The following is an 18758-nucleotide window of genomic DNA, read 5'->3' on the forward strand; positions in this document are numbered from 1 at the left end:
AGCGTGGTCGCCTCGACCGGATTGACGAACGGGCGGCCTTCGCGGCGCGAGGCTTCCCATTCCCGCTTCAGCGCCTGATACCACTTGGCCTGCTTGTCGGCGTCGTCGATCCACAGCAGCGGCGGGTCGTAGCGCAGGCCCTGGTTCTGCAAGTTCACCATGTCGCCGTCCTGGTGCAGGAAGCGGCGCGCGCCGGCGCGAATGAAGGGTTTGAGCAGGGCGAAGGCCCAGTGGTCGGACCAGATCACCTGGGTGATGCGCGTCTTCGCATCGTTCACCGGCGTCAGGCAGGTGAGGGCCAGCACCTGGCGCGGCCCCACCTGGACATGCTCCCAGCGCAGGCCCGGCAGACGGAAGGTGATCTCGGTCTCGGGCTTGCCGCCGAGGATGCGGTAGGCGCGGCTGTTGGAGGAAGGCGCATGGCGGGCCATGGCGAAGCCCCATTCGCGCGGCTCGAACAGCTTGGCCTTGTCGAGCTGCTTGGCGGCCGAGCGCCACCACCACTGCTGATGCACGTACGGGCCGTGGGCGGGGTCCATCAGCCCGACGATGGCGTGGTCCAGGTGGCTGTCGAAATCCATCCGCTCGACGATCTTGGGCGCGCCGCCGACCACGCCCTCGAAGGTGGGCGGCTCATGGTCGGGCGTGGCGACGCCGCGTGGATCGGCTGAGATGTAGACGAACACCAGGCCCTGGCTCTCGCGCACGGGATAGGCGCGCACGCGGATGCGCTCGCTCTCCATCTCCTGGTCGCCGGCGAGCGAGGGGATGGCCGAGCAGGCGCCGTCGCCGGCGCGGAAGGTCCAGCCGTGGTAGGGGCACTGCACCGCCTGGGCGCCCTGGGCGTCGGCCACCAGCTTCCCGGCCGACAGCGGCGCGGCGCGATGGGGGCAGATGTCGCGGAGCGCATAGACCTGGCCCGCGCCGTCGCGGCCGAGCAGGATCGGCTGGCCCAGCACCTCGTAGCGCTGGAGCTTGCCCGGCTTCAGCGCCGCGCCCAGGTCCACGAAGTACCAGAGGTCGTAGAGGAAGCCGCGCCCGAAGACGGTCTTCGGTTCGCGCGTGGTCGCAGGTCTGACATCGCCGTCTGGCATGATGGGATGGATAGCAGATTTCTCCGGCTGGCTGCTTTTTCCTGAATGTCGCGCGTTTGATCAGGGCCGGGCGGAGCCGTGAAGCTGCTCCCCCATCCAAAGTGAGCGAGGAAACGCGCAACCCGTGAGCAACCCGCGCGCGCCCATGCTCACCGAAAGTTTCTTGCCTGAACTATCGCGATCGGGGATCGCATTTTGCATATTTAGGCGTTATGTGCGCCGATAATCCCCTCCATTGCGTTTGAGGGGGTCGTTTGTCCGCGACATAGAATTGCGGCTTCAGGGTGGACGTATGAAGAACAGCATACCGCTCCGGCTCCACGTGCCCGAGCCGCAGACCCGGCCGGGCGACCTGCCGGACTTCACCGGCATGGACCTGCCCGCCGCCGGCGTGACGGAGCGGCCGGAGATCGACACCCCGGCGCTGAAGATGCGCGAGCTGGCCTACGGCCTGATCCGGGTGCTGGACCAGGACGGCAAGGCGGTCGGTCCCTGGAACCCCCGCCTGGACCCCGAGACCCTACGCCAGGGCCTGCGGGCGATGATGCTGACCCGCGCATTCGACGACCGGATGTATCGCGCCCAGCGTCAGGGCAAGACCAGCTTCTACATGAAGTGCACCGGCGAGGAGGCGGTGGCCTGCGCCCAGGCCCTGGTGCTGAGCCGGGAGGACATGTGCTTCCCGACCTATCGCCAGCAGGGGCTGTTGATCACGCGCGGCTATCCGCTGACGACGATGATGAACCAGATCTACTCCAACGCGGCGGACCCGATCAAAGGTCGCCAGCTGCCGGTGATGTACTCGTCCAAGGAATTCGGCTTCTTCACCGTCTCGGGCAACCTCGGCACCCAGTATCCGCAGGCGGTGGGCTGGGCGATGGCCTCGGCCTACAAGGGCGACGACAAGATCGCGGCGGCCTGGATCGGCGACGGGGCGACCGCGGAGGGTGATTTCCACTCCGCCATGACCTTCGCTAGCGTCTATCGCGCGCCGGTGATCCTCAACATCGTCAACAACCAGTGGGCCATCAGCGCTTTCCACGGCATCGCCGGCGGCGAGCAGACCACCTTCGCGGCGCGCGGCGTCGGCTACGGCCTGCCGGCGCTCAGGGTCGACGGCAACGACTTCCTGGCCGTGCACGCGGCGACCCAGTGGGCGGTGGACCGGGCGCGCGCCAACCTGGGCGCGACCGTGATCGAACTGTTCACCTATCGCGCCGCCCAGCACTCCACCTCCGACGACCCGGCCCGCTACCGTCCGGCCGATGAACAGGGCCAGTGGCCGCTGGGCGATCCCGTGTTGCGGCTCGCCGCCCACCTGATCGGGCTGGGAGAGTGGTCCAACGAACAGCATGTCGCCCTGGCCGACGAGGTGGTCGAGGAGGTCAAGGCCGCCGCCCGGGTGTCCGAGAAGATCGGCACGCTCGGCCAGTCGCGCCCTGAAACCGCGACCATGTTCGAGGACGTGTTCAAGGAGATGGACTGGCGCCTGATCCGTCAGAAGCAAGAAGCTGGGGTCTGAACCATGCCGGCCATGAATATGATCCAGGCGCTGAACTCGGCGCTCGACAACATGCTGGAGCGGGACCCCAACGTCCTGATCTTCGGCGAGGACGTGGGCTTCTTCGGGGGCGTGTTCCGCGTCACCGACGGGTTGCAGAAGAAGCACGGCCTGACCCGCTGCTTCGACGCCCCGATCGCGGAGGGCGGCATCGTCGGCGCGGCCATCGGCATGGGCGCCTACGGCCTGCGTCCGGTGGTGGAGATACAGTTCGCCGACTACATCTACCCGGCCTACGACCAGCTGGTCTCCGAGGCGGCGCGTATCCGCTACCGCTCGGCCGGCGACTTCACCGCGCCGATGACCATCCGCAGCCCCTACGGCGGCGGCATCTTCGGGGGCAACACCCACTCCCAGAGCGTGGAGGCCCTGTTCACCCACGTCTCGGGCCTGAAGACGGTGATCCCCTCCAACCCCTACGACGCCAAGGGCCTGCTGATCGCCTCGATCCAGGATGACGACCCGGTGCTCTTCCTGGAGCCCAAGCGCATCTACAACGGCCCCTTCGACGGGCATCACGAGAAGCCGGTCTCGCCCTGGGCCGGCCATCCGGCCGCCGAGACGCCGGCGGACTACTACACCGTGCCGCTCGGCAAGGCCGCCATCGCCCGCGAAGGCAAGGCCCTGACCGTGCTGGCCTATGGGGTGATGGTGCACGTGGCGCTGGCGGCGGCCGCCGAGACCGGGATCGACGCCGAGGTGATCGACCTACGCACCCTGGTCCCCGTCGACATCGAGGCCATCGAGGCGTCGGTGAGGAAGACCGGCCGCTGCGTGATCGTGCACGAGGCGACCCGGACCTCGGGCTATGGGGCGGAGCTGTCGGCCCTGGTGCAGGAGAACTGCTTCTACCACCTGGAGGCGCCGATCGAGCGGGTGACGGGGTGGGACACGCCCTATCCGCACGCCTTCGAGTGGGACTACTTCCCCGGACCCCAGCGCGTCGGCCAGGCCATGCGCCGGGCGATGGAGGGCTAGGCCATGTCGCGTTTCACCTTCCGGCTACCGGACCTGGGCGAAGGCACCGCCGAAGCCGAGATCATCGCCTGGCACGTGGCCGTCGGCGACCGGGTCGAGGAAGACCAGGCCCTGGTCGATATCATGACCGACAAGGCCACCGTGGAGATCACCTCGCCGGTGTCCGGCGTGGTCGCGGTGCGCCGGGGCGAACCGGGCGAGATGTTCGCCGTCGGTGGTTCGCTGCTCGAGTTCGAGGTCGAGGGTGATGTGGCCGTCGCCGAGCCCCAGGCGCCGCCGGTTCCCAATCCCGCTGGCCAGCGCAACGTCGAGGCCCGCGAGGCGTCGGAGACCATGCCGGCCGAACCCGCCCACTCGGCGGAGATTTCGGACGTGGCCGACTTCACCTTCCGCCTGCCGGACCTGGGCGAAGGCACCGCCGAGGCCGAGATCGTCGCCTGGCACGTCAAGCCCGGCGATAGGGTCGAGGAAGATCAGCCTCTGGTCGAGATCATGACCGACAAGGCGACGGTGGAGATCACCTCGCCCGTCGCCGGCCGGATCGTCTCCACCCACGGCGAGATCGGCAAGATGCAGGCGGTGGGTTCGCCGCTGGTGCTGTTCGCCACCGGCAAGGGCGCGCCGCAGAGCCACGCGTCCGCCACGCCGAGCGTCTCCGCAGCGCCCGTCAGGCCCGCGCCGCCGGCCAACGCCCCGGCCTTCTTCCGCAGCGAGCCCGACCGGCCGCTGACCTCGCCCGCCATCCGCCGCCGCGCCCGCGAGGCCGATGTCGACCTGTCGACGGTGAAGAGTACGGGTCCGGAGGGCCGCATCACCCGCGAGGACCTGGACGCCCATCTGGCCAAGGGCTCGGCGCCCGCCCGCGCCGCCGTTCGCGACGAGATCGAGGAGGTCAAGGTCATCGGCCTTCGCCGCAAGATCGCGGAGAAGATGTCGGAGGCCAAGCGCCGCATCCCGCACTTCGCCTATATCGAGGAGTGCGACGTCACCGAGCTGGAGGACCTGCGCGTCCACTTGAACGCCACCCGCCGGCCGGACCAGCCCAAGCTGACGGTGTTGCCGTTCCTGATCCTGGGCCTGGCCAAGGCCCTGGCCCAGTTCCCCCAGATCAACGCCCGCTACGACGACGAGGCCGGGATCGTGCGTCGCTATCGCGCCGTGCACCTGGGCATGGCCACCCAGACCCCGAACGGCCTGATCGTGCCGGTGATCCGCAATGCCCAGGCGCTGGACGTCTGGGCTCTGGCGAGCGAGATCGGTCGCCTGGCCGAGGCGACCCGCAAGGGGAGTGCGACCAAGGACGAGCTGTCCGGCTCGACCATCACCCTGACCAGCCTGGGGCCGCTGGGCGGCGTCGCCCATACCCCGGTGATCAACCACCCCGAGGTCGCCATCGTCGGCCCCAACAAGATCATCGAGCGGCCGGTGGTGCGTCACGGCCAGATCGTGGTGCGCAAGATGATGAACCTATCCTCCTCGTTCGATCACCGCGTGGTGGACGGTTACGACGCCGCCGAGTTCATCCAGGTGCTCAAAGGCCTGTTGGAGCATCCGGCCACGCTGTTCATGATCTGAGACGCCTACGGAACCTCAGTCGATCTTCGTCGTTCAACAAACGAGACGAACTGAATTCCGTCGCCAATCGCGGCGCAAGCAAAGGCAGCCGTCATGCTCGGAACTATCCTGATTATTATCTTGATTTTGGCCCTATTGGGTGCTTTGCCGAGCTGGGGTCACAGCCGGTCGTGGGGGTATTATCCCAGCGGCGGTATCGGCCTGGTCCTGATCATCGTCATCATTTTGCTATTGATGCGCGTCATCTAGAGTATTCAAGCGCCCGAGGCATTTACATGCCTCGGGCGTCTTTTCTTCGGCCCATTCGTATGGACCTTTGACAGCGGGGCGCGCCACGGGCAGGTCCCGCTGTATGTCGTTATGGCCCTATCTCGCCCTGTTCACGTCCGGCCTGTGCTGGGGTCTCGGTCTGCCGTTCGGGAAGATGACCCTGGCGGCGACCGATCCCGCGCACATGATCCTGCTGCGCTTCCTGGTGGCGGCGGCAGCCGCTCTCCCTGTCATCCTGCGGCGACCCGAGACGCGGCGACTGCTGTTGCACCCGGCGACCGCCATCGCCGGGGTCTCCTACGCCGTGGGGTTCCTGGTGCAGTTCGAGGGGCTGGCGCGCAGCAGCGTCACCGTCTCCGCCCTGCTGGTCGGTGGCATGCCGGCCCTGATCGCGGTGAGCGCGGCGGCGATGGGCGAGAAGGTCGGACCGCTGGCTTGGATGGGCGTGGCGGCGGCGACGCTGGGCGCCGTGCTGATCGCCGGCAAGCCCGGACAGGCCACGGTGCTGGGCGTGGTCCTGTGCATCGCCTCGCTGCCGGTGTTCCTGGGCTGGCTGTTCGCCACTCGCAAGATTCCCGGCGGTCCGGTCGACGCCGCCTGCGCCTCGGTGGTGGTCGCGGCGGTGATCCTGGCGCCGGTGGTGATCCTCATGCACGGCTGGCCGAGGCTGGACCTGGGGACCAGCGCCTGGATCGGGCTGGTGGGGCAGGGGCTGCTGTCGACCGTGGTCGCCACGGTGTGCTGGCAGCTCGGCGCACCACGTGTCTCCACCGCGGCTGCGGGCGTGTTCATCAATGTCGAGCCGCTGGTGGGATCGGCGATCGGGCTGACGGTCTTCCACGATCGGCCGACCTGGTTCTCGGCGGCGGGGGGCGTGCTGATCCTGGCCGGCAGCCTGACGGTGGTGCTGGGCGAACGGCGCACGCCCGGCCACGCCAAGGCCGCCGAGGACGCGCCGACGCCGGCTTGAGAAGGCCCGACGGTTCCGTCGTGCGTGCTTCGAGACGCCTCTGCGGGGCTCCTCAGCATGACGGATGTTGGGAAACTCGTAGAATTCTACGTTATGCTGAGGAGCGCGTAGCGCGTCTCGAAGCACGCAGACCTGTTCAGGCCGCCGCTTCGATCCTTGTCGCCGCCTGGGCCAACTGGTCCAGCGCCAGGTCCAGCACCTCCAGCCCGGCGCCTGCCTTCACCGAACCGGTGGTCAGCACCCGCCGCCAGGCCCGCGCTCCCGGCTGGCCGGCGAACAGGCCGAGCATGTGGCGGGTCATCGAGGCCAGCGAAATCCCCTCGGCCAGTCGCGCGGCCAGATAGGGGCGATAGGCCTCCACCGCCGTCGCCGGATCGACATCGCCGCCCTCGCCGAACAGCCGCCGGTCCACCTCGCCCAGCAGGCCGGGGTCGTGATAGGCGGCGCGGCCCAGCATCACCCCGTCGACGTGCTCCAGATGCGCCTCGGTCTGGTCGAGGTCGGCGATCCCGCCGTTGATGATGACGGTCAAGGTCGGCCGCTCGCGCTTCAGGCGGTAGACCAGGGGGTAGTCGAGTGGTGGGACGTCCCGGTTCTCCTTGGGGCTAAGTCCTTGCAGCCACGCCTTGCGCGCATGCACCGCCACCGTCGTCACCCCTGCCGCCGCGCAGGCGTCGACCAGGGTGAACAGGCTGGTTTCCGGGTCCTGGTCGTCCACCCCGATGCGGCACTTCAGGGTCACGGGGACCGAGACGGCGGCGATCATGGCCGCCATGCTCTCGGCCACCAGCTGGGGCTCCAGCATCAGGCAGGCGCCGAAGCGGCCGCTCTGCACCCGGTCGGAGGGGCAGCCGACATTCAGGTTGATCTCGTCGTAGCCATAGTCCTCGCCGATCCGCGCGGCCTTCGCCAGCATCGCCGGGTCGCTGCCGCCGAGCTGCAACGCCACCGGCTGCTCAACCGGGTCGAACCCCAGCAGGCGCGGGCGGTCGCCATGCAGGATCGCCTGGGCGGTGACCATCTCGGTATAGAGCAGGGCGCGGCGCGTCAGCGTCCGGTGGAAGGCGCGGCAATGCCGATCCGTCCAATCCATCATGGGAGCGACGGAGAAGATTTTTCCGTTCAATTACATAGCCTTATCGTGTAGTCGACGCACTGCATCGGAAGGTGCGCACCCGCGTGCGCAGTAGAATATCCGGTTTTACGCGTCCCTACGACACGTCGTTGTACGCGGAGCGCACACCTGCCAAGCCGCGCCCATTTTCCCCTCAGTTGAACTCCGGCCTTCGTAAGATTCTCTCGCTTGCCGATCCGCTGTCACTCCGTCTGAGTGGAGTTGCGGTTGAGGGAAAAGCCATGTCGAACAGTATTAGCCGCCGAGGCGCGGTTTCCGGCGGCCTCATCATGGGTCTGGGGCTAGTCGGCGTGGCCCGTGCGGCGGTGGCGCCGACGACCCTGTTGAACGTCAGCTACGATCCCACCCGCGAACTCTACAAGGCCTACAACCCAGTGTTCGCCGCGGACTGGAAGCGCAAGACAGGCCAGGATGTCGTCATCCGCCAGAGCCATGGCGGTTCCGCCAAGCAGGCGTTGTCGGTCATCAATGGCCTGCAAGCCGACGTTGTGACGCTTGGGATATCCGCCGATATCGATGCGATCTCGAAGAAGGCCAAGCTGCTCGCGCCCGACTGGCAATCGCGCCTGCCGGAAAACTCCACCCCCTATACGTCCACGATCGTGTTCCTGGTGCGAAAGGGAAATCCGAAGCGCATCCGCGACTGGGGCGACCTGCTACAGCCCGGCGTCCAGGTGATCACCCCGAACCCCAAGACGTCCAGCGGCGCGCGGTGGAACTACATGGCCGCCTACGCCTGGGCTTTCAAGCATGGTGGCGATCATGCTGCGGTCGAGTACCTGCAAAAGCTGTTCGCCCATGTGCCGGTGCTGGACACCGGCGCGCGGGGATCGACCATAACCTTCGCCCAGCGTGGACTGGGAGACGTGCTGCTGGCGTGGGAGAACGAGGCCTTCCTCGCACAAAACGAGATGGGGCCGGGCAAGTTCGACATCGTGATCCCGTCGCTCTCGATCCTGGCGGAGCCGCCGGTGGCCCTGGTCGACAAGGTCGTCGCCCAGCGCGGCACGCGGACGGTCGCCGAGGCCTATCTGCGCGGTCTCTACAGCCGACGCGGGCAGGAGATCATCGCCCAGAACTATTATCGGCCCCGCGACGTATCTGTATTGGCCAAGCAGGGCGCGCGCTTCCCGAAGGTCGCCATGGCCAACATCACCGATTTCGGCGGCTGGCCCAAGGTGGAGGCGGTGCAGTTCGTGGATGGCGGCGTGTTCGACCGGATATACAAGCCCCGCTGATCTTCAGCCGCCGGAAGTGGGCGAATTGGAAAAGACCTGTCCGCCGCGCGCGGCGAGCTGGATGGGAGCGTCGGCGGCAAGTGCCGGATCGTTCGAGCGCGGGATCGCCGCCTCCAACGTGGCGCCGTCCGGCGTCCTGCAATCCAGCCAAAGAACGGGGCCGCGCGGCGTGATCCGCTCCAGCCATACCGCCAGGGCGCGTTCGTCGGGCGTCGCCGGCGCGAGCTGGTCCGGACGTACGAAGGCCAGGGCCGGGCCGTCGGGCGTGTGGGCCGCCGGCAGTTCCACGCCCGGCGCGCGGAAGACACCGGCCGTCACCTCGCCGGGGATTTGATTCGCCTGGCCGACGAACCCGGCGACGAAGGCGGAGGCGGGGTGGTCCAGCACCTCGCCCGGCCTGTCCAGCTGCTCGATCCGGCCGTCGTTCAGGATGGCGATGCGGTCGGCCAGGTCGAGCGCCTCCTCCTGGTCGTGGGTGACGAAGACCGTGGTCACGCCGGTGGCATGGTGGATGCGGCGCAGTTCACGGCGCAGGTTCTTGCGCACCGTGGCGTCCAACGCGCCGAACGGCTCGTCGAGCAGCAGGATGCGGGGCGAGACCGCCAGGGCCCGGGCGAGCGCCACCCGTTGCCGCTGACCGCCCGAAAGCTGGGATGGATAGCGGCCGCCCAGTCCCTCGAGGTCGACCAGGGCGAGCAGTTCCTCGACCCGAGCCGCCCGCTCCGAGCGCGTCGCGCGATCGCGCCTGGGTTTCACGTCCAGCCCGAAAGCGATGTTCTTCGCCACGCTCATGTGACGGAACAGGGCGTATTGTTGGAACACGAACCCCACCCCGCGCTGTCCGGCATGGGTCGAGGTCACATCCCGATCGTCGAAGCGGATTTCGCCGGTGTCGGGAAAGTCCAGGCCGGCGATCAGCCGCAGGAGCGTGGTCTTGCCGGAGCCGGACGGTCCCAGCAACGCCAGCAGCTCGCCGGGTTCGACCTTGAGGCTGACGCCGTTGAGGGCCGGATAGCGGCCGAAGCGCTTCTCCACATGGTGCAGCGAAACGGCGACCGGCGATGGGATCGGAGTGGGCGACAGGGGCTTGGTCTCCAAGGCGATGGGGACGGGCGAAAACGCGTTCAACGGGCGCGGCTTTCGGCCTGCGGCTGGAAGCGCTCCAGCGCGGTCTTCAGCACCAGCGTGGCCACCGCCAGCAGGCACAACAGGGCCGCTACGGAAAAGGCGCCAACGAAATCGTACTCGTTGTAGAGGATTTCCACATGCAGCGGCATGGTGTCGGTGACGCCGCGGATATGGCCCGAGACCACGGAAACCGCGCCGAACTCACCCATCGCCCGCGCATTGCACAGCAGCACGCCGTACAGCAGCCCCCAGCTCACGTTCGGCGCCGTGACGCGTCGGAAGATGGTGAGACCCGAGGCGCCGAGCGAGACGGCGGCCTCTTCCTCGTCGGTCCCCTGGGCCTGCATCAGCGAGATGAGCTCGCGCGCGATGAATGGGAAGGTGACGAAGACGGTCGCCAGCACGATCCCGGGGGTGGCGAAGATGATCTTGATTCCGTGCGTCTCAAGCCAGGGGCCGAACCAGCCCTGCAACCCGAACACCAGCACGTACGACAGTCCCGCCACCACCGGTGAAACGGAGAAGGGCAGGTCGATCAGCGTGATCAGCAGGCTCTTGCCGGGGAAGTCGTGTTTGGCGATGGCCCAGCTGGCGCACAATCCGAACGCCGTATTGACCGGCACCGCCAGGGCCGCCGCGATCAGGGTCAGCCTGACCGCCGCCAGCGCGTCGGGATCGCCCAGCGCCTGCAGCGACGCGGCGAGCCCCTTCGACAGGGCCTGGACGAAGACGGCGACCAGCGGCAGGACCAGCATCAGTCCAATAAAGCTCACCGCCAGGCCGATCACCGCGGCCTTGGCCCAGAAGGGGTCTTGCGAGGCGTCGGGCGTCGCGCGCGCCATGATCAGACGCTCCGCCGCGACCAGGCTTGGACGGCGTTGATCGCGAGCAGCATCAGGAAGGCGACCACGAGCATGACCGCTGCGATCGCCGAGGCGGCGCCGTAGTCGAATTGCTCCAGCTCGATCGTGATCAGCAAGGGCGCGATCTCGGTGCGGTAGGGCATGTTGCCGGCGATGAAGATCACCGAGCCGTATTCCCCGACCGCCCGGGCGAAGGCGAGGGTGAAGCCGGTGATCCAGGCCGGGGCCAACGCAGGCAGGATCACGCGGGCGATCGTGCGCCACCGCCCGGCGCCGAGGCTCGCCGCCGCCTCCTCGACATCGGCGGCCAGGTCCCGCAGCACGGGTTCGACGGTGCGGACGACGAAGGGCAGCCCCACGAAGGTAAGCGCGATCACGACCCCGACCTCGTTGTAGGCCGCCTTGATCCCCAGCGGCGCCAATACGGCGCCGATCCAGCCGTTCGTGCTGTAGATCCCGGCCAGCGCGATACCCGCCACCGCCGTCGGCAGGGCGAAGGGCAGGTCGACCAGGGCGTTGAGGATCGCCCGGCCTGGGAAGTCGTAGCGCACCAGCGCCCAGGCGGTGAGCAGGCCGAACACGCTGTTGACCGCCGCCCCGATCAACGACGCGGTGAAGGACAGAGCGTAGGCATGAAGGGCGCGGGCGGAAAACGCCGCACGGACGAACCCGCCCAAGCCCAGTTGCGTCGCCGCCGCGAAGACGCTCGCCAGGGGGATCAGCACGATCAGGCAAAGCGCGGTGAGCGTGACCCCGAGAGTGACGCCGAGGCCGGGGATGGCGGAACGGCGGCGGAATAACTTCCCGGTCCCCACCAGCAGCGGCCGCTTAGACGCTACCATGGACATGAGGGGCTCCTGGACGTCGTCCGATACGACCCGCGCGGCAGCCGCAGTCAACGCGGTAATCATGGGGCGGGCTTTACGAAAACTCATTGCCTCTGGATCTGGCGCGCAACGCCATCGGTCGCTTCGGGCGCGATGTCCCCGGCGCATGCTCGGCGCCCGTGCGCGGGAAGCGTATCTCACCGGATCACGGTGACTTTAGATTTCGCCTGCATTGCAGAGTCTCGAAACCGCTCGCGGACGCGCCTATGTTCTCTTGATGTCGATCTCAGCTCCCGCCCTGGCGTCCGAGGCCCGGATTCCCGACACCCGGATACGTCCGCTGATGGCGTTGCGCGCCGTCCTGCGGCTGCTGCGCGATCCCGAGGACACCTCTCAGGTGTTCGTGGCGGTGAAGGCGCTGCGGGGGAAGTCGGGGGTGCGGGTGTTCAAACGCTTCGCCCAGACCCCGGAGGGCGCACAGGTCTTGGCCGAGCGGCGATCGCTGCTGGCCTACCTCTCGGACGATGCGGCGCTGGCTACGGCGCCGGCGGGATCGCTCGCCCGCGCCTATCGGGCCTTCATGGCGGAGGAGGGCCTGAGCGCCGCCGGCCTGGCCGACGCCTCGGTTGTGCCGGAGATCGCCGACCTGTCGCCCGACGCCCTGCTGTTTCGCGACCGCATGCGCGACATGCACGACCTGATGCACGTGTTGACCGGCTACGGCCGCGATCCGCTGGGCGAGCTCTGCGTGCTGGCGGTTACCCACGCCCAGACCCGCAATCCCGGCCTGTTGCTGATCATGTTGCTGGGCGGACTGCGCATTGCGCGGGCCACTCGTCGCTTGGACGTGTTCGCCAGCATATTGGAGGCCCACCGCCATGGCGTCCGCACCCAGTGGCTGCCGGCTCAGGACTGGGAGGCGCTGCTGGACCGTCCGCTGGAGGCGCTGCGTCGAGAGCTCCGCATCGCCCAGCCCCGCCGCTACGCGCCGCTCGGCGGCTGATCCCGCAACAGGCGGCCGATCCGTTTCGACGCGATGCAGCGCTGGTTTTCCGAGAGGGTGGACGGTGGGCGGTTTCGCTCGCCGCGCCCTATCTCGGGCGGGTCATGTGGAACACCGCCTCGGGCGTCACTTCCACATAGGTCGAGGGGCCGCCGGCGCGCAGCACCGGGTGGGCGGCGGCGGTGTCGTAGACGCCGTCCTTGATGAAGCGCCGGTCAATGTGGGCGGTCACCACTTCGCCGAACACCACCCAGCTATCCACGTCGTCGCCGGCGGCGGTCTTCAGGCGCAGGATCTGCGTCACGCGGCATTCGAAGTTCACCGGGCTCGCGGCCACGCGTGACGGCTTGACCCGCAGGCTGGGCGCGGCGATCAGGCCGGCCAGTTCGAATTCGTCCACCTCAGGGCCTACGGTCGCGGCGGTGACGTTCATTTGCTCGGCTAGGGCGCGGGTGGCCAGGTTCCAGACGAACTCGCCGGTCGCCTGCACGTTGGCCAGGCTGTTCTTGGCCCCGGTACTGCAGAACCCGATGATCGGCGGCCTGTAGTTGAAGGCGTTGAAGAAGCTGTAGGGCGCGAGGTTGCGCACACCCTCGGCGCTGAGCGTGGACACCCAACCGATCGGACGCGGGCCGACGATCGCATTGAACGGATCGTGCGCCAGTCCGTGCCCCTCGGCCGGGGCGTAGATGTGCTTGTCCTCGGTCATGGCCATGTCCCGGATCAGGCGGCGCGGTGGGCCTCGGTGACCCGCGCCACCTCTTCGACCGAGCCCAGCACCACCGCCACTCGCTGGTGCAGCGAGGTGGGCTGGATATCGAGGATCGGCATGGTGGCGTCGGTGGCCGCGCCGCCGGCCCGTTCCACGATCAGGCCCAGCGGGTTGGCCTCGTACATCAGGCGCAGCTTGCCGGCGCGGTCGGGCTCGCGCGCGTCCCAGGGATAGAGGAAGACGCCGCCCCGGTTGAGGATGCGGTGCACGTCGGCCACCATCGAGGCGATCCAGCGCATGTTGAAGTCCTTGCCCCGCACGCCGTCCTTGCCGGCGAGGCAGTCGTCGATATAGGCGCGCACCGGCTCGGCCCAGTGGCGGCGGTTGGACATGTTGATGGCGAATTCGCGGGTGGAGGGGGAGACCTTCAGCACGATGTCCGTGCCCAGCCACTGCCCGGTCGCCGGATCGAGGGTGAAGGTCGCGACCTCTTCGCCGATGGTCAGCACCAGGGTGGTCTGCGGGCCGTAGAGGGCGTAGCCGGCGGCGAGCTGACGGCGGCCGGGCTGGAGGAAATCCGCGGCGGTGACCGTATGCGCGGCGGACGGCGCCGGGAGCACCGAGAAGATGGTGCCGATGGAGACATTGACGTCGATATTGCTGGAACCGTCGAGGGGGTCGAACAGCAGCAGGTGGCGCCCGCGCCGCTCGCCTTCCGGGAAGGCCAGGATGTCGTCCTCTTCTTCCGAGGCGATGGCGGCGACCTGGCCGCTGGCGTCGGCGGCCTTGATCAGGATGGTGTTGGCCAGCACGTCGAGGGTCTTCTGCGTCTCGCCCTGGACGTTCTCGGTTCCCGCCACGCCCAGCACGCCGCTCAGCGCGCCGCGCGCCACCAGCCCCGATATCTGGGCGCAGGCGGCGGCCACCGCCAGGATCAGGGCGGCGAGCCCGCCGTCATGGGCGGCTTCCGCCTCCAGATATCCGGCGAGGGTGCGATGGGTCAGGGCGGATTGTGCGGGCATATGGGATCCGGAAACGGCGACGGGCCGGGGATAGCAGATTTAGGAGGCCGCCGGGGAGAGTTGCAGCGCGTCGAGCGCGCCGATCACCGATCGAGCGCATTCGGCGGCCTGGACCCGGATATCGGGCACCGCCGTCACCTCCCAGAAGGCGCCGCGGGTGATGGGGCCGACCGCAAACAGGGTGGGGTGGTCGCAGGCCCCTCCGTCGCCGACGAGCCGCGAATCGGAATCCACGTCCACTCCGAGGCGGCAGGCGTCGGCGCGGATCAATCCCTGACGCACGAGATCGGCCACCAGGGGCTCGCCCGACCCGCCCAGGTCGCCGCCCGGGCCGGTGCAGTTGATGACCAGGGCCGCCCGGGTCCGGCGAGGCTCGGTCTCGCCCCGCGCGTTCCAGTGGATTTCCAGGCCTCCGTCCGCAGGCGTGATCCGCGCGATGCGGCCCGCCGCCGTGCGCAACGCGCCGCTGGCGGTCAGGTGGTCGATGCGTTCGGCCACGGGCGGGGCGAGGCGATGACGGTGGATGTCCCACCAAGGCCGGGCATGACGCAGGAAGCGACGACGCTCCGCCTGGGGCCAGTCGCGCCAGATGGCTTGCACATGCGGGCGCACCCCGTCGACCACCGCGCGCCAGTCGTCCGCCGCGCCGGCGGCGGCGCGGAGCTGACACAGCGCCTGGGTCACGGAGCCGTCCAGCTTGTCCATCGGCTCGGGCGCAGGCCCGGAGCCGAGGTGGCGGCGTGGCAGCAGGCCCCGGCGCGACAGGGCCAGCATCTGCAGGTCGGGCCGCGCCTGGGACAGGCTCAACGCCACATCCACCATGGTCAGGCCGGTGCCGAGCAGCACGACCTGCCCATTCTCGGGCGCCTGTTCCGGATCGAGCGTCCAGGGTTCCGCCGCATAGGCCGGCGAATGGGCGGCGTCCGGGTCCAGGGTGGCTGGCGGATGGGGCGGCAGGTTGCCGAGCGCGAGCACCACGGCGTCGGCCTCGAAGCCCCGTCCCATGGCCAGCTCCACCCGCCACCGTTCGCCGCGCCGATGCAGGGCGGTGACGCCGTCCGCCTCCAGCATCAGCCGGCCCGCCGCCCTCGCCGTCTCCGCGGCGGCGCGCAGCATGCTCTGCAGGTAGTCGCCATAGCAGGCGCGGGTGACGAAGGTGCGGCCCTCGCTGGTGACGCCGTTGCGCTCCAGCCAGTCCAGAAAGTGCAGGGGCTGTTCGGGCAGGGCGCTCATATTGGCGGCGCGGACGTTGAGCAGGTGCTGGGGGCTGGTGGTGGAATAGGCCGCGCCCTGGCCGAACCGCGCGCGCCGCTCCACCAGGCGCACGCAAGGGCCGTCCGGCGCGTCGAGCAGGCGAAGGGCTGTGAGCACGCCGCTGAAGCCCGCCCCGATCACCGCCACGGTCTGGCGTCTGCGCATGAAGTCTTCCGTCCGCCGGACCTTGCGATCCCGGCGCACAGCTAACCGGCTTTCACGCCGTACTGAAATGCTGTTCGGCTGGGGCGGCTGCAAGTTTTGTTGAATGTGGATCGAGCGAAGGCCGCGAGCGTCGTTAGCGATTGCTAGACCCTCCGGCGCCAGGGTGGGGCGAGCGGCCACGTCGGCCCTGCGAATCGAGCCGTCCGTGCCAAGCCCAGAGCCCCACGAAGCCTTAGCCGATAACGCCCCCCCGGCCCGTTTCCGCATCGAGCTGCGCGGGGACGAGCGGATCGTCCTGCTCGGCGCCGCCATGGACCTGGTGCGGCCCGAAGAGGTGATGCACTTCATCCGCGGCCGGGTGGAGGCGCGGGCCAAGGCGGTGGTGGCCAACCACAACCTGCATAGCCTCTATCTGATCCGACGCAGCGCCGAGATGCAGGCCCTGTACGCGCGCGCCGAGATCGTCGAGGTCGATTCGACGCCGCTGCTGGCCTGGGCGCGGTTCGTCCATGGGCGGGGGCAGGCGTTCCACCGCTGCACCTATCTGGACTGGCGCGAGATGTTCTGGAGCTTGGCCCAGGCGCAGGGATGGCGGGTCTACTATCTCGGTGGCGCGCCGGGGGTGGTTGAGGCGGCGATGGCGGCCCTGAACGTCCGCTGGCCGGGGCTGAAGCTCGGCGGGCGGCACGGCTATTTCGCGCGGGGCGACGAGGGGGCGGTGGCCGAGGAGATCTCCACCTTCGAGCCGGACGTGCTGTTTGTCGGCATGGGCATGCCGCTGCAGGAGACCTGGATCGAGCGCAATTTTGACGCCCTGCCCAATTGTGTGATCCTGCCGGTGGGCGCGGCCTACGACTACGAGGCCGGGGTGCAGACGCCGGCGCCGCGCTGGCTTGGCCGGCTGGGGTTGGAGTGGCTGTTCCGTCTCGTACGCGATCCGAGGCGGCTTTTCCGGCGGTATTGCGTGGAGCCGTGGAGCCTGATCGGGCCGGCGCTGGGGGATTTGAAGGTGCGGGCGGCGCGGCGTGGAGCGGGCTGAACAGCGGCGGATGATACGGTGTGCGTGCTTCGAGACGCGGCTTGCGCCGCTCCTCAGCATGACGAAGGTTTTCGCAATCAACTACGCCTCGTCATCCTGAGAAGCCCCGAAGGGGCGTCTCGAAGGACGCACACCCCCAAACGAAAACGCCGCCCCGAAGGGACGGCGTTCGTGAATCACAGAGCTATCCGACTGAAACGAATCAGGCGGCCTTGATCAGGGACTTGGTGAGCAGGCCCACCGCGGCGTCGCGGTCGATCTGTTCGATGGCGGCGACTTCGCGGGCCATGCGGTCCAGGGCCGATTCGTAGAGCTGGCGCTCGGAATAGGACTGTTCCGGCTGGTTGTCGGCGCGGTGCAGGTCGCGGACCACTTCGGCGATGGAGATCAGGTCGCCGGAGTTGATCTTGGCTTCGTATTCCTGGGCGCGGCGGCTCCACATGGTGCGCTTCACGCGGGCGCGGCCCTTGAGGGTGGTCATGGCCTTGGTCACCACGTCGGCGCCGGCCAGCGAGCGCAGGCCCGCGGTCTTGGCCTTCTTCGTGGGGACGCGCAGGGTCATCTTCTCGTGGTCGAAGGTGATGACGTAGACTTCGAGCGAAGTGCCGGCGACTTCCTGGGTTTCGACGGCCTGAATCGTGCCGACGCCGTGGGCGGGGTACACCACGTGATCCGAGATGGCGAAACCATCAGCGCTCTTGGTCATAGGTCATCCTTCATGCGTCTTGCGACCGTCCTGGGGGAGGAACGGACGAGCCGGAGCCGCGGACGCCGAAGACACGCACCTACCCGCCACGACAAGCGAGCATGCGATCTTTGGTTCGTTGGGAATCAGAACACCCTTCGGAAAGTCGGGCGCGCCTTGACCGGACGGCTGGATTGCGACAATCGACGGCGTTGGCGCGCGAATTGGGCCACCGACGTCGGTGTTAGCCTATAGCACAATTGTCGCATGTTTCAAAGACATGAGTCCGGCGGATGAAACCGGACGCCGTTTGGCGCATTCGCGTCGGCTTTCGCCGGCTCAGGCGCCCTTGCCGGGCGCGGGGTCGAAGTACTTCTCGAACTTGCCGGTCTCGCGCTCGAACTCGGCCCGGTCGGCGGGCGGCGTACCCTTGACGGTGATGTTCGGCCAAGCCTTGGCGTAGTCGGCGTTGATCTTCAGCCACTTGCCGTCGGCGTCGTCCTCGGTGTCCGGCTTGATGGCGTCCACCGGGCATTCCGGCTCGCACACGCCGCAGTCGATGCACTCGTCCGGATTGATGGCGAGGAAGTTCTCGCCTTCGTAGAAGCAGTCCACCGGACACACTTCCACGCAGTCCATGAACTTGCACTTCACGCAGGCGTCGGTGACGATATAGGTCATTAGGTCTCTGGCGGATAAGCGACGGCCGTTCGGGCGCGGACATCCCAGGCGCGGCGCCCGATGTCAATGCCGCGCGTCGGCGCCGACCGCACTCAGCGCGCAGGTGCGCCGCCAATGCGCGCCTTCCGTCCGGACCCGGCGTTCAGCATCGGTTCAGGCGGGATGGGCGTTGTTGCTGCGGCTATGCGATCCGCCACACGACAAGGAGCCGGCTCTATGCGGAAACTCACCATCCTTGCGCTCGCGACCGGGCTGGGCCTGCTGACGGCCGCCTGCGAGACCTACTATCCGCCGCCGCCGCCCCGGCCGATCCCCCCCGCGGTGGCGCGCGAGAACCATGTGCGGTGGTGTTATAACAACCACGGTGGCTACAATCCGCGCACCAACGTCTACATCGCCGGAGACGGCTCGCCCCACTACTGCATCGCGCCCTGGGAGCGGTGATTCGGGGCCTCTCGCCCAACCCTATTCCCGTCATCCCGGCCGTAGCGTAGCGGAGAGCCGGGACCCAGGCGCGTTTGCACCGCCCTGGGTCCCGGATAAGCGCTCACGCACTTT

19 protein-coding genes are annotated in these 18758 nt (G+C 68.3%); 9 read left to right on the forward strand and 10 right to left on the reverse strand.

Annotated elements, in window-relative coordinates:
* Positions 1-1094, reverse strand: a 1094-nt coding sequence (locus GSQ87_RS17995) for an aromatic ring-hydroxylating dioxygenase subunit alpha (protein ID WP_158917875.1), incomplete at its 3' end; no start/stop codon positions are given.
* Between the two features lie 292 nt (positions 1095-1386).
* On the opposite strand from GSQ87_RS17995, the gene GSQ87_RS18000 reads away from it, so the two are divergent.
* The 5 genes from GSQ87_RS18000 to GSQ87_RS18020 all read left to right on the forward strand — a co-directional run bounded on the left by GSQ87_RS18000 (position 1387) and on the right by GSQ87_RS18020 (position 6448).
* Positions 1387-2616 (forward strand): thiamine pyrophosphate-dependent enzyme, encoded by a 1230-nt coding sequence (locus tag GSQ87_RS18000; RefSeq protein ID WP_158916798.1) that lies wholly within the window; start codon positions 1387-1389, stop codon positions 2614-2616.
* Positions 2617-2619: 3 nt separating this feature from the next.
* Entirely contained in the window at positions 2620-3633 is a 1014-nt protein-coding gene (locus GSQ87_RS18005; RefSeq protein ID WP_158916800.1) for an alpha-ketoacid dehydrogenase subunit beta, read from the forward strand.
* 3 nt (positions 3634-3636) lie between these two features.
* Positions 3637-5208 carry a 2-oxo acid dehydrogenase subunit E2 gene (locus tag GSQ87_RS18010; RefSeq protein ID WP_158916802.1) on the forward strand — a complete coding sequence of 524 codons (1572 nt, stop codon included), beginning with the start codon at positions 3637-3639 and terminating at the stop codon, positions 5206-5208.
* A gap of 93 nt (positions 5209-5301) precedes the next feature.
* Positions 5302-5457, forward strand: a complete 156-nt coding sequence (locus GSQ87_RS18015; RefSeq protein ID WP_158916804.1) for a DUF3309 family protein — start codon at positions 5302-5304, stop codon at positions 5455-5457.
* A gap of 103 nt (positions 5458-5560) precedes the next feature.
* Positions 5561-6448, forward strand: a complete 888-nt coding sequence (locus tag GSQ87_RS18020) for a DMT family transporter (RefSeq protein WP_158916806.1) — start codon at positions 5561-5563, stop codon at positions 6446-6448.
* Positions 6449-6584: 136 nt separating this feature from the next.
* Here the strand turns inward: GSQ87_RS18020 and dusA are convergent, their stop codons facing one another.
* Positions 6585-7574 carry a tRNA dihydrouridine(20/20a) synthase DusA gene (dusA, locus tag GSQ87_RS18025; RefSeq protein WP_256375895.1) on the reverse strand — a complete coding sequence of 330 codons (990 nt, stop codon included), beginning with the start codon at positions 7572-7574 and terminating at the stop codon, positions 6585-6587.
* 230 nt (positions 7575-7804) lie between these two features.
* On the opposite strand from dusA, the gene GSQ87_RS18030 reads away from it, so the two are divergent.
* On the forward strand, positions 7805-8821 hold the full coding sequence (locus tag GSQ87_RS18030; RefSeq protein WP_158916808.1) for a sulfate ABC transporter substrate-binding protein: 1017 nt from the start codon (positions 7805-7807) through the stop codon (positions 8819-8821).
* 3 nt (positions 8822-8824) lie between these two features.
* On the opposite strand, the gene GSQ87_RS18035 is transcribed toward GSQ87_RS18030, so the two are convergent.
* From GSQ87_RS18035 to cysT, 3 genes are read right to left on the reverse strand one after another with little or no spacing between them, the layout of a single operon-like run.
* Complete coding sequence (locus GSQ87_RS18035; protein ID WP_216839472.1) at positions 8825-9889, reverse strand: sulfate/molybdate ABC transporter ATP-binding protein; 1065 nt, start codon at positions 9887-9889, stop codon at positions 8825-8827.
* Positions 9890-9945: 56 nt separating this feature from the next.
* Complete coding sequence (gene cysW, locus GSQ87_RS18040; RefSeq protein WP_158916810.1) at positions 9946-10791, reverse strand: sulfate ABC transporter permease subunit CysW; 846 nt, start codon at positions 10789-10791, stop codon at positions 9946-9948.
* Between the two features lie 2 nt (positions 10792-10793).
* Positions 10794-11660, reverse strand: a complete 867-nt coding sequence (gene cysT / locus GSQ87_RS18045; protein WP_158916812.1) for a sulfate ABC transporter permease subunit CysT — start codon at positions 11658-11660, stop codon at positions 10794-10796.
* Positions 11661-11916: 256 nt separating this feature from the next.
* Between cysT and GSQ87_RS18050 the strand changes: the two genes are divergently transcribed.
* On the forward strand, positions 11917-12642 hold the full coding sequence (locus tag GSQ87_RS18050; RefSeq protein WP_158916814.1) for a Coq4 family protein: 726 nt from the start codon (positions 11917-11919) through the stop codon (positions 12640-12642).
* A gap of 88 nt (positions 12643-12730) precedes the next feature.
* Here GSQ87_RS18050 and GSQ87_RS18055 read toward each other — a convergent pair whose 3' ends face one another.
* From GSQ87_RS18055 to GSQ87_RS18065, 3 genes are read right to left on the reverse strand one after another with little or no spacing between them, the layout of a single operon-like run.
* Positions 12731-13351, reverse strand: a complete 621-nt coding sequence (locus GSQ87_RS18055; RefSeq protein ID WP_158916816.1) for a flavin reductase family protein — start codon at positions 13349-13351, stop codon at positions 12731-12733.
* Positions 13352-13365: 14 nt separating this feature from the next.
* Positions 13366-14376: a class 1 fructose-bisphosphatase gene (locus GSQ87_RS18060; RefSeq protein ID WP_158916818.1), complete on the reverse strand. Its 1011-nt coding sequence runs from the start codon at positions 14374-14376 to the stop codon at positions 13366-13368.
* Between the two features lie 39 nt (positions 14377-14415).
* Positions 14416-15795, reverse strand: a complete 1380-nt coding sequence (locus GSQ87_RS18065) for an FAD/NAD(P)-binding protein (RefSeq protein WP_158916820.1) — start codon at positions 15793-15795, stop codon at positions 14416-14418.
* 205 nt (positions 15796-16000) lie between these two features.
* On the opposite strand from GSQ87_RS18065, the gene GSQ87_RS18070 reads away from it, so the two are divergent.
* A complete protein-coding gene (locus GSQ87_RS18070) occupies positions 16001-16834 on the forward strand; it encodes a WecB/TagA/CpsF family glycosyltransferase (RefSeq protein WP_254063073.1) in 834 nt (277 codons plus the stop codon).
* 202 nt (positions 16835-17036) lie between these two features.
* Here the strand turns inward: GSQ87_RS18070 and GSQ87_RS18075 are convergent, their stop codons facing one another.
* Entirely contained in the window at positions 17037-17540 is a 504-nt protein-coding gene (locus tag GSQ87_RS18075) for a CarD family transcriptional regulator (RefSeq protein ID WP_158916824.1), read from the reverse strand.
* 318 nt (positions 17541-17858) lie between these two features.
* Positions 17859-18200 (reverse strand): ferredoxin FdxA, encoded by a 342-nt coding sequence (gene fdxA, locus GSQ87_RS18080; RefSeq protein ID WP_158916826.1) that lies wholly within the window; start codon positions 18198-18200, stop codon positions 17859-17861.
* A 216-nt stretch (positions 18201-18416) separates the two neighbouring features.
* On the opposite strand from fdxA, the gene GSQ87_RS18085 reads away from it, so the two are divergent.
* The gene (locus tag GSQ87_RS18085) at positions 18417-18644 is read left to right on the forward strand and encodes a BA14K family protein (protein ID WP_158916828.1); all 228 of its coding nucleotides are present in this window, start codon (positions 18417-18419) and stop codon (positions 18642-18644) included.
* Positions 18645-18758: the final 114 nt, after the last annotated feature.

This window comes from Caulobacter sp. S45 (assembly GCF_009765965.1).
Classification (GTDB): Bacteria; Pseudomonadota; Alphaproteobacteria; order Caulobacterales; family Caulobacteraceae; genus CAHJWH01.